The 16,354-nt window shown below is 69.8% G+C and carries 15 protein-coding genes and 2 tRNA genes; 10 read left to right on the top strand and 7 right to left on the bottom strand.

Annotated elements, in window-relative coordinates; all coding sequences use genetic code 11:
• Window positions 1-84: 84 nt before the first annotated feature.
• A complete protein-coding gene (locus ACN9M0_RS11880) occupies window positions 85-1,497 on the bottom strand; it encodes an amino acid permease (protein ID WP_366035756.1) in 1,413 nt (470 codons plus the stop codon).
• Window positions 1,498-1,613: 116 nt separating this feature from the next.
• On the bottom strand, window positions 1,614-3,002 hold the full coding sequence (locus tag ACN9M0_RS11875; protein ID WP_426403562.1) for an amino acid permease: 1,389 nt from the start codon (window positions 3,000-3,002) through the stop codon (window positions 1,614-1,616).
• A 260-nt stretch (window positions 3,003-3,262) separates the two neighbouring features.
• Between ACN9M0_RS11875 and ACN9M0_RS11870 the strand changes: the two genes are divergently transcribed.
• The gene (locus ACN9M0_RS11870) at window positions 3,263-3,856 is read left to right on the top strand and encodes a biotin transporter BioY (protein WP_366035758.1); all 594 of its coding nucleotides are present in this window, start codon (window positions 3,263-3,265) and stop codon (window positions 3,854-3,856) included.
• A gap of 83 nt (window positions 3,857-3,939) precedes the next feature.
• Here the strand turns inward: ACN9M0_RS11870 and ACN9M0_RS11865 are convergent, their stop codons facing one another.
• Complete coding sequence (locus ACN9M0_RS11865) at window positions 3,940-5,391, bottom strand: amino acid permease (RefSeq protein WP_366035759.1); 1,452 nt, start codon at window positions 5,389-5,391, stop codon at window positions 3,940-3,942.
• Window positions 5,392-5,587: 196 nt separating this feature from the next.
• Here ACN9M0_RS11865 and ACN9M0_RS11860 point away from each other — a divergent pair, with 196 nt between their 5' ends.
• Both ACN9M0_RS11860 and ACN9M0_RS11855 read left to right on the top strand, forming a co-directional pair.
• A complete protein-coding gene (locus ACN9M0_RS11860; RefSeq protein WP_366035760.1) occupies window positions 5,588-6,082 on the top strand; it encodes a ribose-5-phosphate isomerase in 495 nt (164 codons plus the stop codon).
• Window positions 6,082-6,891 carry an Fpg/Nei family DNA glycosylase gene (locus ACN9M0_RS11855; protein ID WP_366035761.1) on the top strand — a complete coding sequence of 270 codons (810 nt, stop codon included), beginning with the start codon at window positions 6,082-6,084 and terminating at the stop codon, window positions 6,889-6,891. The genes ACN9M0_RS11860 and ACN9M0_RS11855 overlap by 1 nt, the downstream gene beginning before the upstream one ends.
• Window positions 6,892-6,898: 7 nt before the next feature.
• On the opposite strand, the gene ACN9M0_RS11850 is transcribed toward ACN9M0_RS11855, so the two are convergent.
• Complete coding sequence (locus ACN9M0_RS11850) at window positions 6,899-8,128, bottom strand: GNAT family N-acetyltransferase (protein WP_366035762.1); 1,230 nt, start codon at window positions 8,126-8,128, stop codon at window positions 6,899-6,901.
• Between the two features lie 106 nt (window positions 8,129-8,234).
• Between ACN9M0_RS11850 and ACN9M0_RS11845 the strand changes: the two genes are divergently transcribed.
• The gene (locus ACN9M0_RS11845) at window positions 8,235-9,380 is read left to right on the top strand and encodes a PP2C family protein-serine/threonine phosphatase (RefSeq protein WP_366035763.1); all 1,146 of its coding nucleotides are present in this window, start codon (window positions 8,235-8,237) and stop codon (window positions 9,378-9,380) included.
• Window positions 9,381-9,517: 137 nt separating this feature from the next.
• Entirely contained in the window at window positions 9,518-9,712 is a 195-nt protein-coding gene (locus tag ACN9M0_RS11840; protein WP_015033610.1) for a hypothetical protein, read from the top strand.
• A gap of 20 nt (window positions 9,713-9,732) precedes the next feature.
• Here the strand turns inward: ACN9M0_RS11840 and ACN9M0_RS11835 are convergent, their stop codons facing one another.
• Both ACN9M0_RS11835 and ACN9M0_RS11830 read right to left on the bottom strand, forming a co-directional pair.
• Window positions 9,733-10,266, bottom strand: coding sequence for an amphi-Trp domain-containing protein (locus ACN9M0_RS11835; RefSeq protein WP_426403561.1), 534 nt, complete (start codon window positions 10,264-10,266; stop codon window positions 9,733-9,735).
• A 130-nt stretch (window positions 10,267-10,396) separates the two neighbouring features.
• Window positions 10,397-10,470 (bottom strand) — tRNA-Gly (locus tag ACN9M0_RS11830).
• A gap of 132 nt (window positions 10,471-10,602) precedes the next feature.
• Here ACN9M0_RS11830 and ACN9M0_RS11825 point away from each other — a divergent pair.
• The 5 genes from ACN9M0_RS11825 to clpX all read left to right on the top strand — a co-directional run bounded on the left by ACN9M0_RS11825 (window position 10,603) and on the right by clpX (window position 15,281).
• Window positions 10,603-10,679: transfer RNA gene (locus ACN9M0_RS11825), tRNA-Pro, on the top strand.
• 172 nt (window positions 10,680-10,851) lie between these two features.
• Complete coding sequence (gene tig / locus ACN9M0_RS11820) at window positions 10,852-12,237, top strand: trigger factor (protein ID WP_366035765.1); 1,386 nt, start codon at window positions 10,852-10,854, stop codon at window positions 12,235-12,237.
• A 240-nt stretch (window positions 12,238-12,477) separates the two neighbouring features.
• The gene (locus ACN9M0_RS11815) at window positions 12,478-13,095 is read left to right on the top strand and encodes an ATP-dependent Clp protease proteolytic subunit (RefSeq protein WP_366035766.1); all 618 of its coding nucleotides are present in this window, start codon (window positions 12,478-12,480) and stop codon (window positions 13,093-13,095) included.
• Between the two features lie 65 nt (window positions 13,096-13,160).
• Window positions 13,161-13,823 carry an ATP-dependent Clp protease proteolytic subunit gene (locus ACN9M0_RS11810; protein WP_366035908.1) on the top strand — a complete coding sequence of 221 codons (663 nt, stop codon included), beginning with the start codon at window positions 13,161-13,163 and terminating at the stop codon, window positions 13,821-13,823.
• 174 nt (window positions 13,824-13,997) lie between these two features.
• The gene (gene clpX / locus ACN9M0_RS11805; protein ID WP_015033605.1) at window positions 13,998-15,281 is read left to right on the top strand and encodes an ATP-dependent Clp protease ATP-binding subunit ClpX; all 1,284 of its coding nucleotides are present in this window, start codon (window positions 13,998-14,000) and stop codon (window positions 15,279-15,281) included.
• Window positions 15,282-15,350: 69 nt separating this feature from the next.
• Here the strand turns inward: clpX and ACN9M0_RS11800 are convergent, their stop codons facing one another.
• Complete coding sequence (locus tag ACN9M0_RS11800) at window positions 15,351-16,301, bottom strand: hypothetical protein (RefSeq protein WP_399698167.1); 951 nt, start codon at window positions 16,299-16,301, stop codon at window positions 15,351-15,353.
• Window positions 16,302-16,354: the final 53 nt, after the last annotated feature.

The raw sequence follows: 16,354 nt of genomic DNA, 5'->3' as shown, positions 1-16,354 counted from the left end.
GGGCACGACGAAGCCCCCGGACCGAGCGGTGGTCCGGGGGCTGTCGTACGGGGAGGGCCCGGGAGGCCCGGCCCGGCGGAGGGCTCAGGAAGCCCGGCCGGCCGCCGCCTTCTGGCGTACGAAGCCGACGACGGCGAGCAGCAGGGTCAGCCCGCCCGTCCAGTACAGCTGCACGCGGGTGCCCTCCTCACGGGCCATCAGGAAGAAGATCGCCGCCATCCCTGCCAGCGCCACCCAGGTCAGCACCGGGAAGGCCCACATCCGCACGACGAGCTTCTCGGGCGCCTCGCGCTCCGTGCGGCGGCGCAGCACCAGCTGGGAGGCGGCGATGAAGAACCAGACGACCAGGATGATCGCGCCGATGGTGTTGAGCAGCCAGATGAAGATGTCGTCCGGCCGCCAGTAGCTCAGCAGCACGCAGCCGAAGCCGAAGACGGAGGAGACCAGCACGGCCGGGCGCGGCACGCCGCCGAAGAGACGGCCGAGCGCCTTCGGGCCCTGGCCGCGCGCGACCAGCGAGCCGGCCATCCGGGAGGCGCCGTAGATGTTGGCGTTCATCGCCGAGAGCAGGGCGACGAGCACGACCACGTTCATGATCTGGCCGGCCCCCGGGATGCCCAGGTGGTCGAGGGTGGCGACGTACGGACCCTTCTCGACGACCGCCTTGTCGCCCCACGGGACGAGGGTGACGATGACCGCCATGGAGCCGATGTAGAAGAGCGCGATCCGCCACATCGCCGTACGCACGGCCTTGGCGACGCCCTGCACCGGGTGCTCCGACTCGGCCGCCGCGATGGTGACCGTCTCCAGACCGCCGTACGCGAAGACGGAGGCGAGCAGGCCCACGATGAGGCCCTCGGAGCCGTGCGGGAAGAAGCCCCCGTCGCCGCTCAGGTTCGTGGTGCCGGGGGAGTCCGTGCCCGGCAGGACGCCGACGATCGCGAGGACGCCGATGCCGAGGAAGAGGACGATCGCGCCGACCTTGAGCGCCGCGAACCAGAACTCGAACTCGCCGAAGTTCTTCACCGCCGCCAGGTTGGTGACGCAGAAGACCACCATGAAGAGCGCCACCCAGGCCCACTCGGGGCTGCCGGGGAACCAGCCGGTCATGATCTTCGCGGCGCCGATGCCCTCCAGGCCGACGGCGACACAGAGCAGGAACCAGAAGGCCCAGCCCGAGGTGAAGCCCGCCCAGGAGCCGAATGCGCGCTCGGCGTGGACGGAGAAGGAGCCGGAGGCCGGGTTCGCTGCCGACATCTCGCCGAGCATCCGCATCACGAGCATCACGAGGATGCCGGATATCGCGTAGGCGATCACGATCGAGGGCCCGGCGGCGGCGATGCCCGCGCCGGAGCCGACGAAGAGCCCGGCGCCGATGACACCGCCGAGGGCGATCATCGACAGATGGCGCTGCTTGAGGCCGTGCGTGAGGCCCTCGGCAGGTGCGGTCGCGTCGTCCTTGCGGTCGGCCGACGCGGGCGCGGTTGTCCGAGACATGGGCGAGCCCTGTTCACTAGCTGAGACGGGGAGGAAGCCCACAGTCTGGGTGGGGGCACCGCTCAGAGGGAACCGGAGTCCGCTATACGGTCACGACCTTCACACAAGGTGAAGAATCAGTTCCGGTTCGTGCGCAGTTCCCGCACCCACGCCACGAGCAGGACGGCCCCGGTCGCCCCCGCCGACCACAGCACCTGCGGCCGCGCCCCGTCGTCGCACAGCATCAGGACGAGCACCGCGCCCATCGCGGCGAGCGCCACCCACGTCAGCCACGGGAAGGCCCACATCCGCAAGCTCAGCGTCTCGGGTGCCTCGCGCTCGATCCGGCGCCGCAGCCGCAGCTGCGAGACCGCGATCAGCGCCCAGACGAAGAGCAGCACCGCTCCGACCGCGTTCAGCATGTACAGGAAGACGGAATCCGGCCATTTCAGATTGAGAAGTACGGAGACGAAGCCGAAGGCCACCGAGGCGAGCACCGCCCGGCGCGGGACGCCCCCGCCCGCCGCCCCGTCGCCCGAGACCTTGAGCAGCCCCTTCGGAGCCTCCCCGCGCTCCGCGAGCGAGAACACCATCCGGGACGACCCGTACAGGTTCGCGTTGAGCGCCGAGAGCAGCGCCACGAACACCACCACGTTCATGATCTGCCCCGCCCCCGGCACCCCGATCGCGTCCAGGACCGCCACGTACGGAGACTCGCCCGGCTTCATGGAGGTCCACGGCAGCAGCGTCACGATGACCAGCATCGAGCCCACATAGAAGAGGAGGATCCGCCAGACCGCGCTGCGCACCGCCCGCGCCACGTTGCGCGCCGGGTCGTCCGACTCGGCCGCCGCGATCGTGACGACCTCCAGACCGCCGAAGGCGAAGACGACGGCGAGCACCCCCGAGACCACCCCCGACCAGCCGTTCGGCAGGAAGCCGCCCTGCCCGGTCAGGTTCGTGAGCCCCACCGGGTCGGTGTCGGGCAGCCAGCCCACGATCGCGAGCACGCCGAGCACCAGGAAGAGCACGATCGCGCCGACCTTGAGTGCCGCGAACCAGAACTCGAACTCGCCGAAGTTCTTCACCGCCGCCAGGTTGGCGAGGGTGAACACGACCATGAAGACCAGCACCCAGCCCCACTGCGGCACCCCCGGCGCCCAGCCGTGCGCGATCCGCGCCGCGCCCGTCGCCTCCACGGCGAGGACCACGACCAGCAGGAACCAGTACAGCCAGCCCACTGAGAACCCCGCCCAGCGGCCGAGCGCCCGCTCGGCGTGGACCGAGAACGCCCCCGAGGCGGGCATCGCCGCCGACATCTCGCCCAGCATCCGCATGACGAGCATCGCGAGCGCGCCGGCGATCAGATACGAGACCACGATGCCGGGCCCGGCGACGGCGATGCCGGCGCCCGAGCCGACGAAAAGACCGGCGCCGATGACCCCGCCGAGCCCCAGCATCGTCAGATGACGCTGCTTCAGACCGTGGGAGAGGGGCTCCGGTTCGGGGGTGAGGGGGTCGTGCATGTGGAGGCTCGCACTCTCTGACGGTTTATGGAGACTCCACAGTCTCTCCAGTGAACGTCCCTTGGCGCAAAAGGGACCTCCACGCACGAGTTCCCAGTGACAAGCGTCACGTGGCGCCTTGCATGATCGGAGGCCTTTGTTCGATCTCCACTAAACGCTCGACCGCCGCTTTGTCGGCGGCTGACGGTGATCGGCCGTTCACTCCTGGCATACCGTCAACCTGTCCCCTCCCCGTCACCCTCACCCCGCGGAGTACACCGATGAGCACCGCCGCCGCCCCCGCCCGCTCCCTCCGGGCGGGCACCGTCCTCGCCGACCTCATCCCGGCGAGCCGCGCCCGCGACATCGCCCTGGTCGTCGGCGGCGCCGCCCTCACCGGTCTCGCCGCGCAGATCTCGGTCCCGGTCCCCGGCTCCCCGGTCCCGGTCTCCGGCCAGACCTTCGCCGCGCTGCTCGTCGGCACCGCGTTCGGCGCGCGCCGCGGCTTCCTCGCCCTCGCCCTGTACGCGGTGGCGGGCATGGCGGGCATGCCGTGGTTCGCGGAGGGCTCCTCCGGCTACGGCATGCCGTCCTTCGGGTACATCCTCGGCATGCTCCTCGCCTCGACCGTGGTCGGCGCCCTCGCCCGCCGCGGCGCCGACCGCTCCGTGCTCCGCACCGCCGGCGCCATGGTGCTCGGCTCCGCGATCATCTACGCGGTGGGCGTGCCGTACCTGGCCCTCGCCACCGGCATGACCCTCGGCCAGGCCGTCGCCGCCGGCCTCACCCCGTTCCTCATCGGCGACGCCCTCAAGGCCGCGCTCGCCATGGGCGCCCTGCCGGCCGCCTGGAAGCTCGTCGGCCGCAAGGGCTGATCCCGCACGCGTACGCGAAGGGCCCTGCCGCTCGGGGGAGCGGCAGGGCCCTTTCGTGTGCCCGATGTGCGTGGACGAGCGAGCTACACGCGCTCGAGCTCCTCGGCGCCGGCGTTCTTGCCGAGCCGCTGGCGGACCACCGCGATCGCCATCACGAGCGCGGCCACGAGCAGGGACAGCACGACCTGCTCACGGTTGCTGCCGCCGTCGTAGACCATGTAGCCGAGCACGGCGACGATCATGACGATGGTCGCCCAGGTCAGGTACGGGAAGAGCCACATCTTCACGACCAGCTTCTCCGGCGTCTCCCGCAGGATGATGCCGCGCATCCGCAGCTGGGTCACGCAGATGACCAGCCAGACGAAGAGCGCGACGGCGCCGGAGGAGTTCAGCAGGAAGGCGAAGACGGTGTCCGGCCACTTGTAGTTGAAGAAGACCGCGACGAAGCCGAAGACGACCGAGCCGAGGATCGCGGCCGTCGGCACGCCCCGCTTGTTGACCTTGGCGAAGGCCTTCGGCGCGTCACCGCGCTGACCGAGCGAGAAGGCCATGCGGGAGGCCGTGTACAGGCCCGAGTTCAGGCAGGACAGGACAGCCGTCAGGACGATCACGTTCATGATCTGGCCGGCGTGCCCGATGCCGATGGAGTCGAGGGCGGCGACGTACGAGCCCTTCTCGACGATCGACTTGTCGTTCCACGGCAGCAGTGTCAGGACGATGAAGATCGAGCCCAGGTAGAAGACGCCGATCCGCCAGATGACGCTGTTGGTCGCCTTGGTGACCGCCTTCTGCGGGTCCTCGGACTCGCCGGCGGCCAGGGTGACGATCTCGCTGCCCATGAACGAGAAGACGACCATCAGCACACCGGTGAGGACCGCGCCCGCGCCCATCGGGAAGAAGCCCCCGCTGTCGGTGAGGTGCGCGAACCCGGCGCCCGGGTTGTCCGAGCCGGGCAGCACGCCGAAGACGGCGAGCATGCCGATGACCACGAAGGCGCCGATGGCGACGACCTTGATGCCGGCGAACCAGAACTCGAACTCGCCGTACGAGGCGACGGAGCCGAGGTTGGTGATCGTGAGCACCACCATCACGATGAGCGCCCAGCCCCACTGCGGCACGGACGGGACCCAGCTCTCCAGGATCTTGGCGCCCGCGGTCGCCTCGACGGCGAGGACGACGACCCAGAAGAACCAGTACAGCCAGCCGATCGTGAAACCTGCCCAACGGCCGAGCGCCCGGTCCGCGTAGGCCGAGAAGGAGCCGGAGGACGGCCTGGCGGCGGCCATCTCGCCCAGCATCCGCATCACGAAGACGACCATGGCGCCGACGAGTGCGTAGGAGAGGAGGATCGCGGGGCCGGCCGCGGCGATGCCGGAGCCGGAGCCGACGAAGAGACCGGCGCCGATGACGCCGCCGATCGCGATCATCGACAGGTGGCGGTTCTTGAGCCCGGCCTTGAGGCCGTCGGAGGAGTGCGAAGCCCCGGTGGTGCCGGTCTCCTCGCCGTTCTTCGTCAGGGTCGGTTGCGTGTTCACAGACGCTTCCTCGTGTGTGGGGGGTGCTCGGGTCGCGAGCCCGAGCATTGAACCCCGTCAGCAGGGATGATCGGAAGACCTCATTCCGGATCGTTGTACGGGCGACCTCGCGAGAGTCGAAGGTCCGTACCAGGTCGGGTGAAGGTCCCGACCCCGATGCCTGCTACCCGGGCCCTGACGTGCCACACTCGGCATCATGCGCGTCTATATCGGTTCCGACCACGCCGGCTTTGAACTAAAGAACCACCTCGTCGAGTGGCTCACGGCACACGGCCACGAGCCCGTCGACTGCGGTCCCCACATCTACGACGCCCTCGACGACTATCCGCCGTTCTGCCTGCGTGCCGCCGAGAAGACGGCCGCGGACCCGGACAGCCTCGGCGTCGTCATCGGCGGATCCGGCAACGGCGAGCAGATCGCCGCGAACAAGGTGAAGGGGGTCCGCGCCGCCCTCGCCTGGAGCGAGCAGACCGCCGCCCTCGGTCGCGAGCACAACAACGCCAACGTGATCTCCGTCGGCGGCCGGATGCACACGCAGGAAGAGGCGACCAAGTTCGTCGAGATCTTCCTGAGCACCCCGTACTCCGGTGACGAGCGTCACACCCGCCGGATCGACATGCTCACCGCGTACGAGACCACCGGCGAGCTCCCCCCGATCCCCGCGCACCACCCGCAGGAGCCGACCGCCTGATGCCCGAAGGGCACACCATCCACCGGCTGGCCGCCGACCACCGCGAGCGGTTCGGCGGCCGGCCCGTGCGCGTCTCCAGCCCCCAGGGCAAGTTCGCCGACTCGGCGGCCCTGCTCGACGGCGCGACCCTGGAGACGACGGAGGCCCACGGCAAGCACCTCTTCCTGGGCTTCCCCGGCGAGGAATGGATCCACATCCACCTGGGCCTCTTCGGCAAGGTCGACTTCGGCGACGCCCCGGCACCGCCGCCCACGGACACGGTCCGCCTGCGCCTCGCGAACCCCGACTCGTACGTCGACCTGCGCGGCCCCACCACCTGCGCCCTGATCACGGACGCCGAGAAGCAGGCGATACATGCCCGCCTCGGCCCGGACCCGCTCCGCGAGGACGACGACCGGGCGCGCGCCTGGCACCGGATCTCGAAGTCCCGTACGACCATCGCCGCCCTCCTCATGGACCAGAAGGTCATCGCGGGCGTCGGCAACGTCTACCGCGCCGAGGTCCTCTTCCGGCACGGCATCGACCCGTACCGCCCGGGCAAGGACCTCACGGCGGGGGAGTGGACCGCGATCTGGGAGGACCTGGCGGTCCTCATGCGCGAGGGCGTCCGCCTGAACCGCATCGACACGGTCCGCCCCGAGCACACCCCCGAGGCCATGGGCCGCCCGCCCCGCGTGGACGACCACGGCGGCGAGGTCTACGTCTACCGCCGCGCGAACCAGGCGTGCCACATCTGCGAGGGCGAGATCCGCACGGCCGACCTGGCAGCCCGCAACCTCTTCTGGTGCCCGAGCTGCCAGACCCGCTAGCTGTCCCCTAGAACCCGTGCGGCAGCCACGGCGCGACAGGCGATCCGAAGGCCACCGACGCCTCGACCAGCGCCCCCTCCCGCAGCTCCCGCACCCGCCCGGCCGACGCCAGCGAAACCAGCGAGGTCCCGCCCAGGTACGCCGCGCCCAACTCCCGCACGGACAACGCGAGATCCGCGGGATCGGACGTCCGCACACAGGTCGCCCCCTTCGCGTCCCCGGTCAGCCGCCACCGGCCCTCGTTCCAGGGACAGAACGCGTCCGCGACCTCGAACACCACGTCCACCGGCGCCTGATACGTCCGCGCCTCCAGCGCCGCGCCCACCTCCACGAGCCGCACGAACAACACCTCCCGCAGCGTCGGCTCGCAGCGCCGGACCTCCGTCACCAGGTGCTGCCAGGCGTCGTCCACCGGGCGGCTGTGGATCTTCACCTTCGTGGTCAGGTCCACCGAACACAGGAAGCGCCACAGCGCCGCCTCCGCAACCGGGTCGAGACCGGCCAGCTGGTGCACCGAGACCGAACCGTCGGCCCCCGCGAAGGACCAGTTCGGCTTGATCGCGTAGTGCGCGTACCCGACGACCTCGCCGCTCCGCTCGGCGAGCACGCACAGCCGCGGCGAGGCGCCCGCCCGGTCACCCGGCGGGTCGAGCAGCGCCTGCCGCTCCCAGCCGGGCCGGCGCGCCAGCATCCCGGGCCGGCCGGCGACCAGCTTCGCGTACACCGCCTCGGTCGCCTCCAACGCCTCCGCCGGGGTCGTCACCCGCAGCGTCACGTCGTCCGCGCCCTCCGGCACGGTCAGCCGCACGCGGGTCCTGTCGATGGTCGCGAGCGCCGCGTACGTCGCCGCCCCGTAGCCGAACCGCCCGTAGATCTCCGGCTCCGAGGCCGTCAACACCGCCAGCGGCTCGCCCCAGCTCCGTACGTCGTCCAGCTGCCGCCGCATCATCGAGGTCAGGATCCCGCGCCGCCGGTGCGTCCCCGCCACGCTCACCATCGTCACCCCGCCCGCCGGGACCGACGCCCCGCCCGGCACCGTGAGCCGGAACGTGAACGCCCCCGCCGTACCCACGCACAGGTCGCCGTCCCAGGCGCCCAGGAAACGGTCGAACTCGGTCAGATCGCGCCACAGCTGCTGTTCCTCCGGCGCCTCCGGCACCCCACCGAACGCAAGCTCCAGCACCCCGTACCAGCGGTCCCACTCCGACGGGTCGAGAACCCGCAGTTCAGTCGTCATATGCCATCGATATCAGCGGCGCGCGTCCGGGGCGACCCGATTTCACGCACATTGTCACGGGGGTACCCCTGCACGATGTCCGACGGGATGGATAGGGTCCAGGCCAATGGGACAGCGCGCCGGAGTGAACACGTACGCGGCCCGGACACGCAGGCGCGTGCGCCGGGCCCGCGTCGCGCTGCGCAGGTCCGCCGTCGACTACTTCCGCGGCGACGGCGCGGACTGGCTCGCCTTCGCGGGACTCCTTCTGATGATTCCCGCCATCGCGTGCGGGACCCTCCTCGACCCCGTCTGGTGCGCGCCCGCCGCGCTCGTCCTGCCGATCGTCGCCGGCGGCCTGCTGCTGCGCCCCGCCAGCCTCCTCGCCCTGTACGCGGCGGCCGCGGGTGCCCTCATCGTCGAGTCCGTCGTCCTCGGCCCGTACACCCAGGGCCCGGCCCGGGTCACCCCCGGCACCGTCCTGGTCGTCGCCGCCTGCGGACTCTTCGGGCTGCTCATCGCCCAGTTCCGGGCCCGGGTCGGCGTGCCCTGGCGGCGCGGCGGCACCATGCTCTTCGACCTGCGCGAACGCATCCGCGTCCAGAGCGCCCTGCCCCGGCTCCCCAAGGGCTGGCACCGCGAGATGGCGCTGCGCCCGGCCGGCGGCCAGTCCTTCTCGGGCGACTTCGTCGTCGCCGCCCGCACCCACGGCGGACGCACCCTGGAGGTCGTCCTCACCGACGTCTCCGGCAAGGGCATGGACGCGGCCTCCCGCTCCCTGCTGCTCTCCGGCGCCTTCGGCGGACTCCTCGGCTCGCTCCCGCCGCACGGCTTCCTCCCCGCGGCCAACGGCTATCTCCTCCGGCAGAACTGGGACGAGGGCTTCGCCACCTCGATCCATCTCGTCCTCGACCTGGAGTCCGGCGACTACGAACTGTTCTCGGCCGGCCACCTGCCCGCCCTCCAGCTCCACGCGGGCAGCGGGCGCTGGGAGGAGAAGGCCGCCGACGGCCCCCTCCTCGGCGTCTACGACGGGGCCGAGTTCCACCCGGTCAAGGGCTCGCTCCGCCCCGGCGACGTCCTCATGCTCTTCACCGACGGCCTGGTCGAGGCCGCCGACCGGGACATCGCCGAGGGCATCGACCGTCTCACCGGCGAGGCCGACCGCTGTGTCGCCGAAGGCTTCGAGGGCGTCGCCTGGCACCTGATCGAGGCCGTCGCCAAGGACGTCAACGACGACCGCGCGCTGCTGCTCCTCTCCCGCCCCGTCTGACGTGATCTTCTGCACGACGATTCGTCACCCGGCAGCGAGGGCAGGGGGGTTGGTGGCACGATGGAGACAGCGGGGGGTGTTCCGAGACAGGGGCTCCCTGGTGGGCAAGGTGGGACCGACCGAGGGTGTGATCAGTTGTGGCCATTTCACTGTCTGTGGTGTTGCTGTTGGCAATCATCCTGGTGGTGCTGATCCGAGGGGGGAACCTCAAGGGCGGGCCAGCCGTGGTCGCGGTCCTCTTCGGCTTCTTCCTCGCCTCCACCGGCATGGCCGACGACATCCAGCGCTTCCTGGACTCGATAACGCAGACGGTGGCGTCCATCAAGTTCTGACCGACACCCGCCCGCGCTGCTCAGGACGACTTCGACGCGGCCTGCTTCGCCTTGCCGCCGTCCCCGGCGGCCGACGAGGGCTTGGCGGACGGCCGCTCGGCCGTCGGTGACTTACCACCGGCCGCCGCCTGGCCCACGGACGCGGGCTTCGAAGCCTTCGCGGCCTTGGCCGACTTCGCGGGCTTCGTGGACTTCGCCGTCTTCGCCGTCTTCGCCGACGGGGCGGGCTTAGCCGGCTTGGCGGCCTTGGCGGGCTTGGCGGGCTTCGCCGTCTTCGCGGGCTTCGTGGACGCCGGTTCGGCGGGCGGCGCGCTCTTCCGGGGCCGGCCCGTCGGCCAGGTGAACTCGACCTCCAGCTCGACCTCCCCGTCGCCCACCTCGAACTCCACCTCGCAGCGCATCTCGTCGGGGATCCGCAGGCTCAGTGTCGTCCCCGACCCCAGGCTCAGCTCGGCCTCCCCGCCCTCTCTCAGGGCGGCGGCGAGCGCCACCAGCTGATCGGCCGCCTCAGCGCGGGACAGCGAGCGCTTCTGCTCGAACTTCAGGTCCTTCATGGTTGCCTCCGACGCGGGGGACCGGGCTCAGCCCAGTCTGCACGCGCCCGCCGGACCCGGCATCTCGCGGCATCCGGAAACGCCTCAGGGCCGGTCCGGAGAAGACTTCTCCGGACCGGCCCTGAGCTCGTGGAGCGGGTGACGGGAATCGAACCCGCGTAGCTAGTTTGGAAGACTAGTGCTCTACCATTGAGCTACACCCGCACAGCATCGCGCCGCAGGTCACGAGGACCGCGGCACGAGGAGCATGGTAGCCGGTCGGGGGCCCTTCGCGCACACCCCGAAAACAGGGGGCGCCGCACAGTCCCCGTCCATGTACCCTACGTGTCGCACCGACGGGGTGTGGCGCAGCTTGGTAGCGCGTCCGCTTTGGGAGCGGAAGGCCGTGGGTTCAAATCCCGCCACCCCGACCATGACGATCACGCGCCGAGTTCGCGCGTTACTTGATCACGTTGTGGGCGTCATCCCGCTTGCGGTTACTATGCAAGCTGCGTGCCCGTGTGTCTTTCTGACCGGGCCGACCCGCCGGAACCGCCACACGCGGCCCCGGTGGATTCCAGGAATCAGCCACAAGGAGACCTAACCGTGAAGAGCGCCGTGGAGACCCTGAACCCGACCCGGGTTCGGCTCACTGTCGAGGTGCCCTTCGAGGAGCTCAAGGACAGCCTCGACGCGGCGTACAAGAAGATCAACCAGCAGGTCACGGTCAAGGGCTTCCGTAAGGGCAAGATCCCGGCTCGCGTGATCGACCAGCGGTTCGGCCGCGGCGCCGTGCTGGAAGAGGCCGTCAACGACGCGCTCCCGAAGTTCTACACCGAGGCCGTCAACGAGGCCGAGGTCAACCCGCTCGGCCAGCCCGAGGTCGACATCACCGAGCTGAAGGACGGCGAGCTGCTGTCCTTCACCGCCGAGGTCGACATCCGCCCGACGATCGAGATCCCGGACTACTCCGGCATCGAGGTCACCGTCGACGCGGTCGAGGTCACCGACGAGGACGTCGAGAAGTCCGTGGAGCAGCTCCGCGAGCGCTTCGCCTCGACCTCCCCGGTCGAGCGCGCCGCCCAGGACGGCGACGTCGTCACGATCGACCTCGAGGCCAAGGTCGAGGGCGAGGTCCTCCCCGACGGTGTCGCCGACGGTGTCTCGTACACCATCGGTTCGGGCGAGCTGCTCGACGGCATCGACGAGGCCGTCAAGGGCCTGGAGGCCGGTGGCGAGGCCACCTTCACCTCGCAGCTGAAGGGCGGCTCCGCCGAGGGCAAGGACGCGGAGGTCACCGTCAAGGTCACCACCGTCGCCGCCCGTGAGCTCCCCGAGCTCGACGACGAGTTCGCGCAGATGGCGTCGGAGTTCGACACCCTCGACGAGCTCAAGGCCGACAGCCGCAAGCGCCTCGAGAACATGAAGCAGTTCGACCAGGCCACCCAGGCCCAGGAGCGCGTCCTCGACGAGCTCCTCAAGCTGGTCGAGGTCCCGATGCCCGAGAAGCTTCTCGAGGACGAGATCAACACCCGCAAGCACAACCTGGAGCACCACCAGCTCGGCCAGATGGGCCTCGACCTCGCGAAGTACCTGGAGATCCAGGGCAAGACCGAGGAAGAGTTCCTGGCCGAGACCAAGGAGCAGGCCGAGAAGGGCATCAAGACGCAGTTCATCCTCGATGAGCTCGTCAACAAGGAGAAGCTCGACGTCTCCCGCGAGGAGCTCACCGAGCACCTGTTCCGCCGTGCCGCCTCCTCCGGCATGAGCCCCGACCAGTTCGCCCAGGCCGTGGCCCAGCAGGGCCAGGTGCCGATGCTCGTCGGCGAGGTCGCCCGCGGCAAGGCCCTCGCGGTCGTCGTCGAGGCCGCCAAGGTCGTCGACACCAACGGTGAGGTCGTCGACCTCTCCGACGACGAGGACGAGCTCGAGACGGCCGCCGAGGCCGTCGAGGCCGTCACCGGCGAGGCCGAGGTCTCCGAGGACAAGTAAGGGCCCCCGCCCCTGGCGGACCCTGCTCCACGGGCCCGTACGCACAGCTGTGCGTACGGGCCCGTGGACGTACACGGACCCGCTTACGCGCCCCCAACTACCTTGCGCTCCCAGCGAACAGTTCGGGAACCGGGATGGCGTTGTCCTACCTGCGCGTTAGGGTCCATGAATACGAGGGCAGTGCCCTCTGAACGAGACGCTGAGACGGCCCGGGGCCGTCGGAGACGAGCAGGTGGATACGTGACGAATCTGAAGCCTTACGCCGCGGGTGAGCCGTCCATCGGTGGCGGCCTCGGCGACCATGTCTACAACCGGCTGCTCGGCGAGCGCATCATCTTCCTCGGCCAGCAGGTCGACGACGAGATCGCCAACAAGATCACCGCCCAGATGCTCCTCCTGGCCGCCGAGCCGGAGAAGGACATCTTCCTGTACATCAACAGCCCCGGCGGCTCGGTGACGGCCGGCATGGCGGTCTACGACACCATGCAGTTCATCCCGAACGACGTCGTCACCATCGGTATGGGCATGGCGGCCTCCATGGGCCAGTTCCTGCTCACCGCCGGCGCCCCCGGCAAGCGCTTCGCGCTGCCGAACACCGACATCCTGATGCACCAGGGCTCCGCCGGCATCGGCGGCACGGCCTCCGACATCAAGATCCAGGCCGAGTACCTCCTGCGTACGAAGAAGCGCATGGCCGAGATCACCGCGCAGCACTCCGGCCAGACTGTCGAGGCGATCATCCGCGACGGCGACCGTGACCGCTGGTTCACCGCGGAGGAGGCCAAGAACTACGGCCTCATCGACGACATCATCACGCACGCCGCGGGTGTTCCGGGCGGCGGCGGCACGGGCGCCTGAGCGCCGGCAGCCAGCCCCAGAGCCCCAGCCCCCCGCCGAACGCCACCAGGACGGTGAACACCCAGATGCAGAACAACCTCTCCCCGAGCGGCCTCTACACCGGCGCGCCGATGGACAACCGCTACGTCGTTCCGCGCTTCGTCGAGCGCACCTCGCAGGGCGTCCGCGAGTACGACCCGTACGCGAAGCTCTTCGAGGAGCGCGTGATCTTCCTCGGCGTGCAGATCGACGACGCCTCCGCCAACGACGTCATGGCGCAGCTGCTGTGCCTGGAGTCGATGGACCCGGACCGCGACATCTCGATCTACATCAACAGCCCGGGCGGCTCCTTCACCGCCCTCACGGCCATCTACGACACGATGCAGTTCGTGAAGCCGGACATCCAGACGGTCTGCATGGGCCAGGCGGCCTCCGCCGCGGCCGTGCTGCTCGCCGCCGGCACCCCCGGCAAGCGGATGGCCCTGCCGAACGCCCGCGTGCTGATCCACCAGCCGTCCGGCGGCACCGGCCGTGAGCAGCTCTCCGACCTGGAGATCGCGGCCAACGAGATCCTGCGGATGCGCAACCAGCTGGAGGAGATGCTGGCCAAGCACTCCTCGACGCCGATCGAGAAGATCCGCGACGACATCGAGCGCGACAAGATCCTGACCGCCGAGGACGCCCTCGCGTACGGCCTGATCGACCAGATCGTCTCGACCCGCAAGAGCACGGCCTCCGCGGAGCGCTGACGCCCGACCTTCCCTCGGCGTGGTTCGCAGGGTCCGCGTGGCTCGCGTGGCCGAATCGCGACCATGTGAACCGTGCCAAGGGGGGCCCGAACGGGGGGCCCGGCAAGGTACCGTCGAATATGAGGCACCAGGAGTCGCTGAACCAAGCACTCCCAGGCGAAGGGGAAGCACCTCGTGGCACGCATCGGTGATGGCGGCGATCTGCTCAAGTGCTCGTTCTGCGGAAAGAGCCAGAAGCAGGTGAAGAAGCTCATCGCGGGACCCGGTGTGTACATCTGCGACGAGTGCATCGACCTCTGCAACGAGATCATCGAGGAAGAACTCGCGGAGACGAGCGAGGTGCGGTGGGAGGAACTCCCCAAGCCCCGCGAGATCTACGAGTTCCTCGAGGGGTACGTCGTCGGGCAGGAGCCCGCGAAGAAGGCCCTCTCGGTCGCGGTGTACAACCACTACAAGCGCGTCCAGGCCGGCGAGAACGGCGGCGCGCAGGGCCGGGACGACGCCATCGAACTGGCGAAGTCCAACATTCTGCTGCTCGGCCCCACGGGCTCCGGGAAGACACTGCTCGCGCAGACCCTGGCCCGCATGCTCAACGTCCCGTTCGCCATCGCCGACGCGACGGCGCTGACGGAGGCCGGCTATGTCGGTGAGGACGTCGAGAACATCCTGCTGAAGCTGATCCAGGCGGCCGACTACGACGTCAAGAAGGCCGAGACCGGGATCATCTACATCGACGAGATCGACAAGGTCGCCCGTAAGAGCGAAAACCCGTCGATCACGCGTGACGTGAGCGGTGAGGGCGTCCAGCAGGCCCTCCTGAAGATCCTGGAAGGCACGACGGCCTCAGTTCCGCCGCAGGGCGGCCGGAAGCACCCGCACCAGGAGTTCATCCAGATCGACACGACGAACGTGCTCTTCATCGTGGGCGGCGCCTTCGCCGGCCTGGAGAAGATCATCGAGTCGAGGGCGGGCGCCAAGGGCATCGGTTTCGGGGCGACCATCCGCTCCAAGCGCGAGATCGAGGCGAGCGACCAGTTCCAGGAGGTCATGCCGGAGGACCTGGTGAAGTTCGGGATGATCCCCGAGTTCATCGGCCGTCTCCCCGTCCTCACCTCCGTCCACAACCTGGACCGCGAGGCGCTCCTCCAGATCCTGGTCGAGCCGCGCAACGCGCTGGTGAAGCAGTACCAGCGCCTCTTCGAACTCGACGGCGTGGAACTGGACTTCGACCGCCCGGCCCTGGAGGCCATCGCCGACCAGGCGATCCTCCGCGGCACCGGCGCGCGCGGCCTGCGCGCCATCATGGAGGAAGTCCTCCAGTCGGTCATGTACGAGGTCCCGTCCCGCAAGGACGTGGCCCGCGTGGTCATCACGGCCGACGTCGTCCGCAACAACGTCAACCCGACGCTGGTCCCGCGGATCGTGAAGAACGACGGCAGGCACGAGAAGTCGGCCTGAGCCGTACGGACATGAAAGGGGCGCCCCGCCGACCGGCGGGGCGCCCCTTCTCCGTGTACGGGCCGCCGATCAGGCCTTGACGCGGACTTCCTTGCGGAGCTTGGCGGCGATGGACGCGGAGTCCTCCGCCGATCCGGCCTTGCCCGCGAGCAGCGAGGCCACGTCGATCGGAACGACGAAGCCCACCGTGCTGTGGTCGGCCCAGACGCACATGGTCATGGTCATCGCGGGGGTTCCCGCGCTCGCGTCGGCCTCCGTCTTGGCCTGCTGGCACTTGAGGACAGCGCCGTCGGCCTCCGCCGGGGTGTACGCCTGGGGGCTGCCGACCAGCTGCGGCTCGTCGCCCTTGCCCTTGTCCTTGTCGGCATCCGCCTTGATCGCGGCGAAGATGCCGTCGACGACCTTCTCGGGGTCGTCGATCTCGCCGTAAAGGCCGCTGAAGGAGAGCGCCTTGGCCCCCATGGGGTTGGCCTTGTTCTCCACCTTGTAGCTGGCGTCGACCTGGGTGGCGTTCTTGACGCCCGTCTTCTCCGCCTCTTCCAGGAACTTCTTCCCGTCCGAGTCCTTCTCGTTCGGCGCCTTCTTGTACTCGCCCAGCACCGTCTCCGGCGTGATCAGCTTGTGCGGGCCGTCGTCCGCGACCGAGGCGCCGCCCCCGCCCAGCACGAAGTACGCGCCCACGCCGATCGCCGCGACCACCGCGACCGCGCCGATGATCCAGCCCGCCTTGGACTTCTTCGGGGCCGGGGGGTGGGGCATGTAGCCGCCGGGGCCCTGGGGGGCGCCGTACTGGGGCTGCTGGCCGTAGGGGCCGGGCTGCTGGGGCTGCTGCGGGTAGCCGTACGGCGGCTGCTGCGGCGGGACGCCCTGCGGGGCCTGCTGGGGGTATCCGTAACCCGGCTGCGGAGCCTGCGGCTGGCCGTAAGGGCCCGGCTGCTGCGGCTGCTGGCCGTAAGGGCCCGGCTGGCCGTAAGGACCGGGCTGCTGGCCGCCGTACGGGCCCGGCTGGTTGTAGCTCATCGACAGGTTCCCCTCACAGGATGTTTATGCGTAACGAACATCCTGTCGGAACC

Source organism: Streptomyces sp. R-07, from assembly GCF_049913175.1.
In the GTDB taxonomy this organism is placed as follows: domain Bacteria; phylum Actinomycetota; class Actinomycetes; order Streptomycetales; family Streptomycetaceae; genus Streptomyces.
This window is presented reverse-complemented; position numbering and strand designations above follow the sequence as displayed.

What these genes read in the sequence shown, in the direction of transcription:
- ACN9M0_RS11880 (WP_366035756.1), bottom strand. Translation starts at nt 1,497, where the DNA reads ATGTCTCGGACAACCGCGCCCGCGTCGGCCGACCGCAAGGACGACGCG.
- ACN9M0_RS11875 (WP_426403562.1), bottom strand. Translation starts at nt 3,002, where the DNA reads ATGCACGACCCCCTCACCCCCGAACCGGAGCCCCTCTCCCACGGTCTG.
- ACN9M0_RS11870 (WP_366035758.1), top strand. Translation starts at nt 3,263, where the DNA reads ATGAGCACCGCCGCCGCCCCCGCCCGCTCCCTCCGGGCGGGCACCGTC.
- ACN9M0_RS11860 (WP_366035760.1), top strand. Translation starts at nt 5,588, where the DNA reads ATGCGCGTCTATATCGGTTCCGACCACGCCGGCTTTGAACTAAAGAAC.
- ACN9M0_RS11855 (WP_366035761.1), top strand. Translation starts at nt 6,082, where the DNA reads ATGCCCGAAGGGCACACCATCCACCGGCTGGCCGCCGACCACCGCGAG.
- ACN9M0_RS11850 (WP_366035762.1), bottom strand. Translation starts at nt 8,128, where the DNA reads ATGACGACTGAACTGCGGGTTCTCGACCCGTCGGAGTGGGACCGCTGG.
- ACN9M0_RS11845 (WP_366035763.1), top strand. Translation starts at nt 8,235, where the DNA reads ATGGGACAGCGCGCCGGAGTGAACACGTACGCGGCCCGGACACGCAGG.
- ACN9M0_RS11835 (WP_426403561.1), bottom strand. Translation starts at nt 10,266, where the DNA reads ATGAAGGACCTGAAGTTCGAGCAGAAGCGCTCGCTGTCCCGCGCTGAG.
- ACN9M0_RS11810 (WP_366035908.1), top strand. Translation starts at nt 13,161, where the DNA reads ATGCAGAACAACCTCTCCCCGAGCGGCCTCTACACCGGCGCGCCGATG.
- ACN9M0_RS11800 (WP_399698167.1), bottom strand. Translation starts at nt 16,301, where the DNA reads ATGAGCTACAACCAGCCGGGCCCGTACGGCGGCCAGCAGCCCGGTCCT.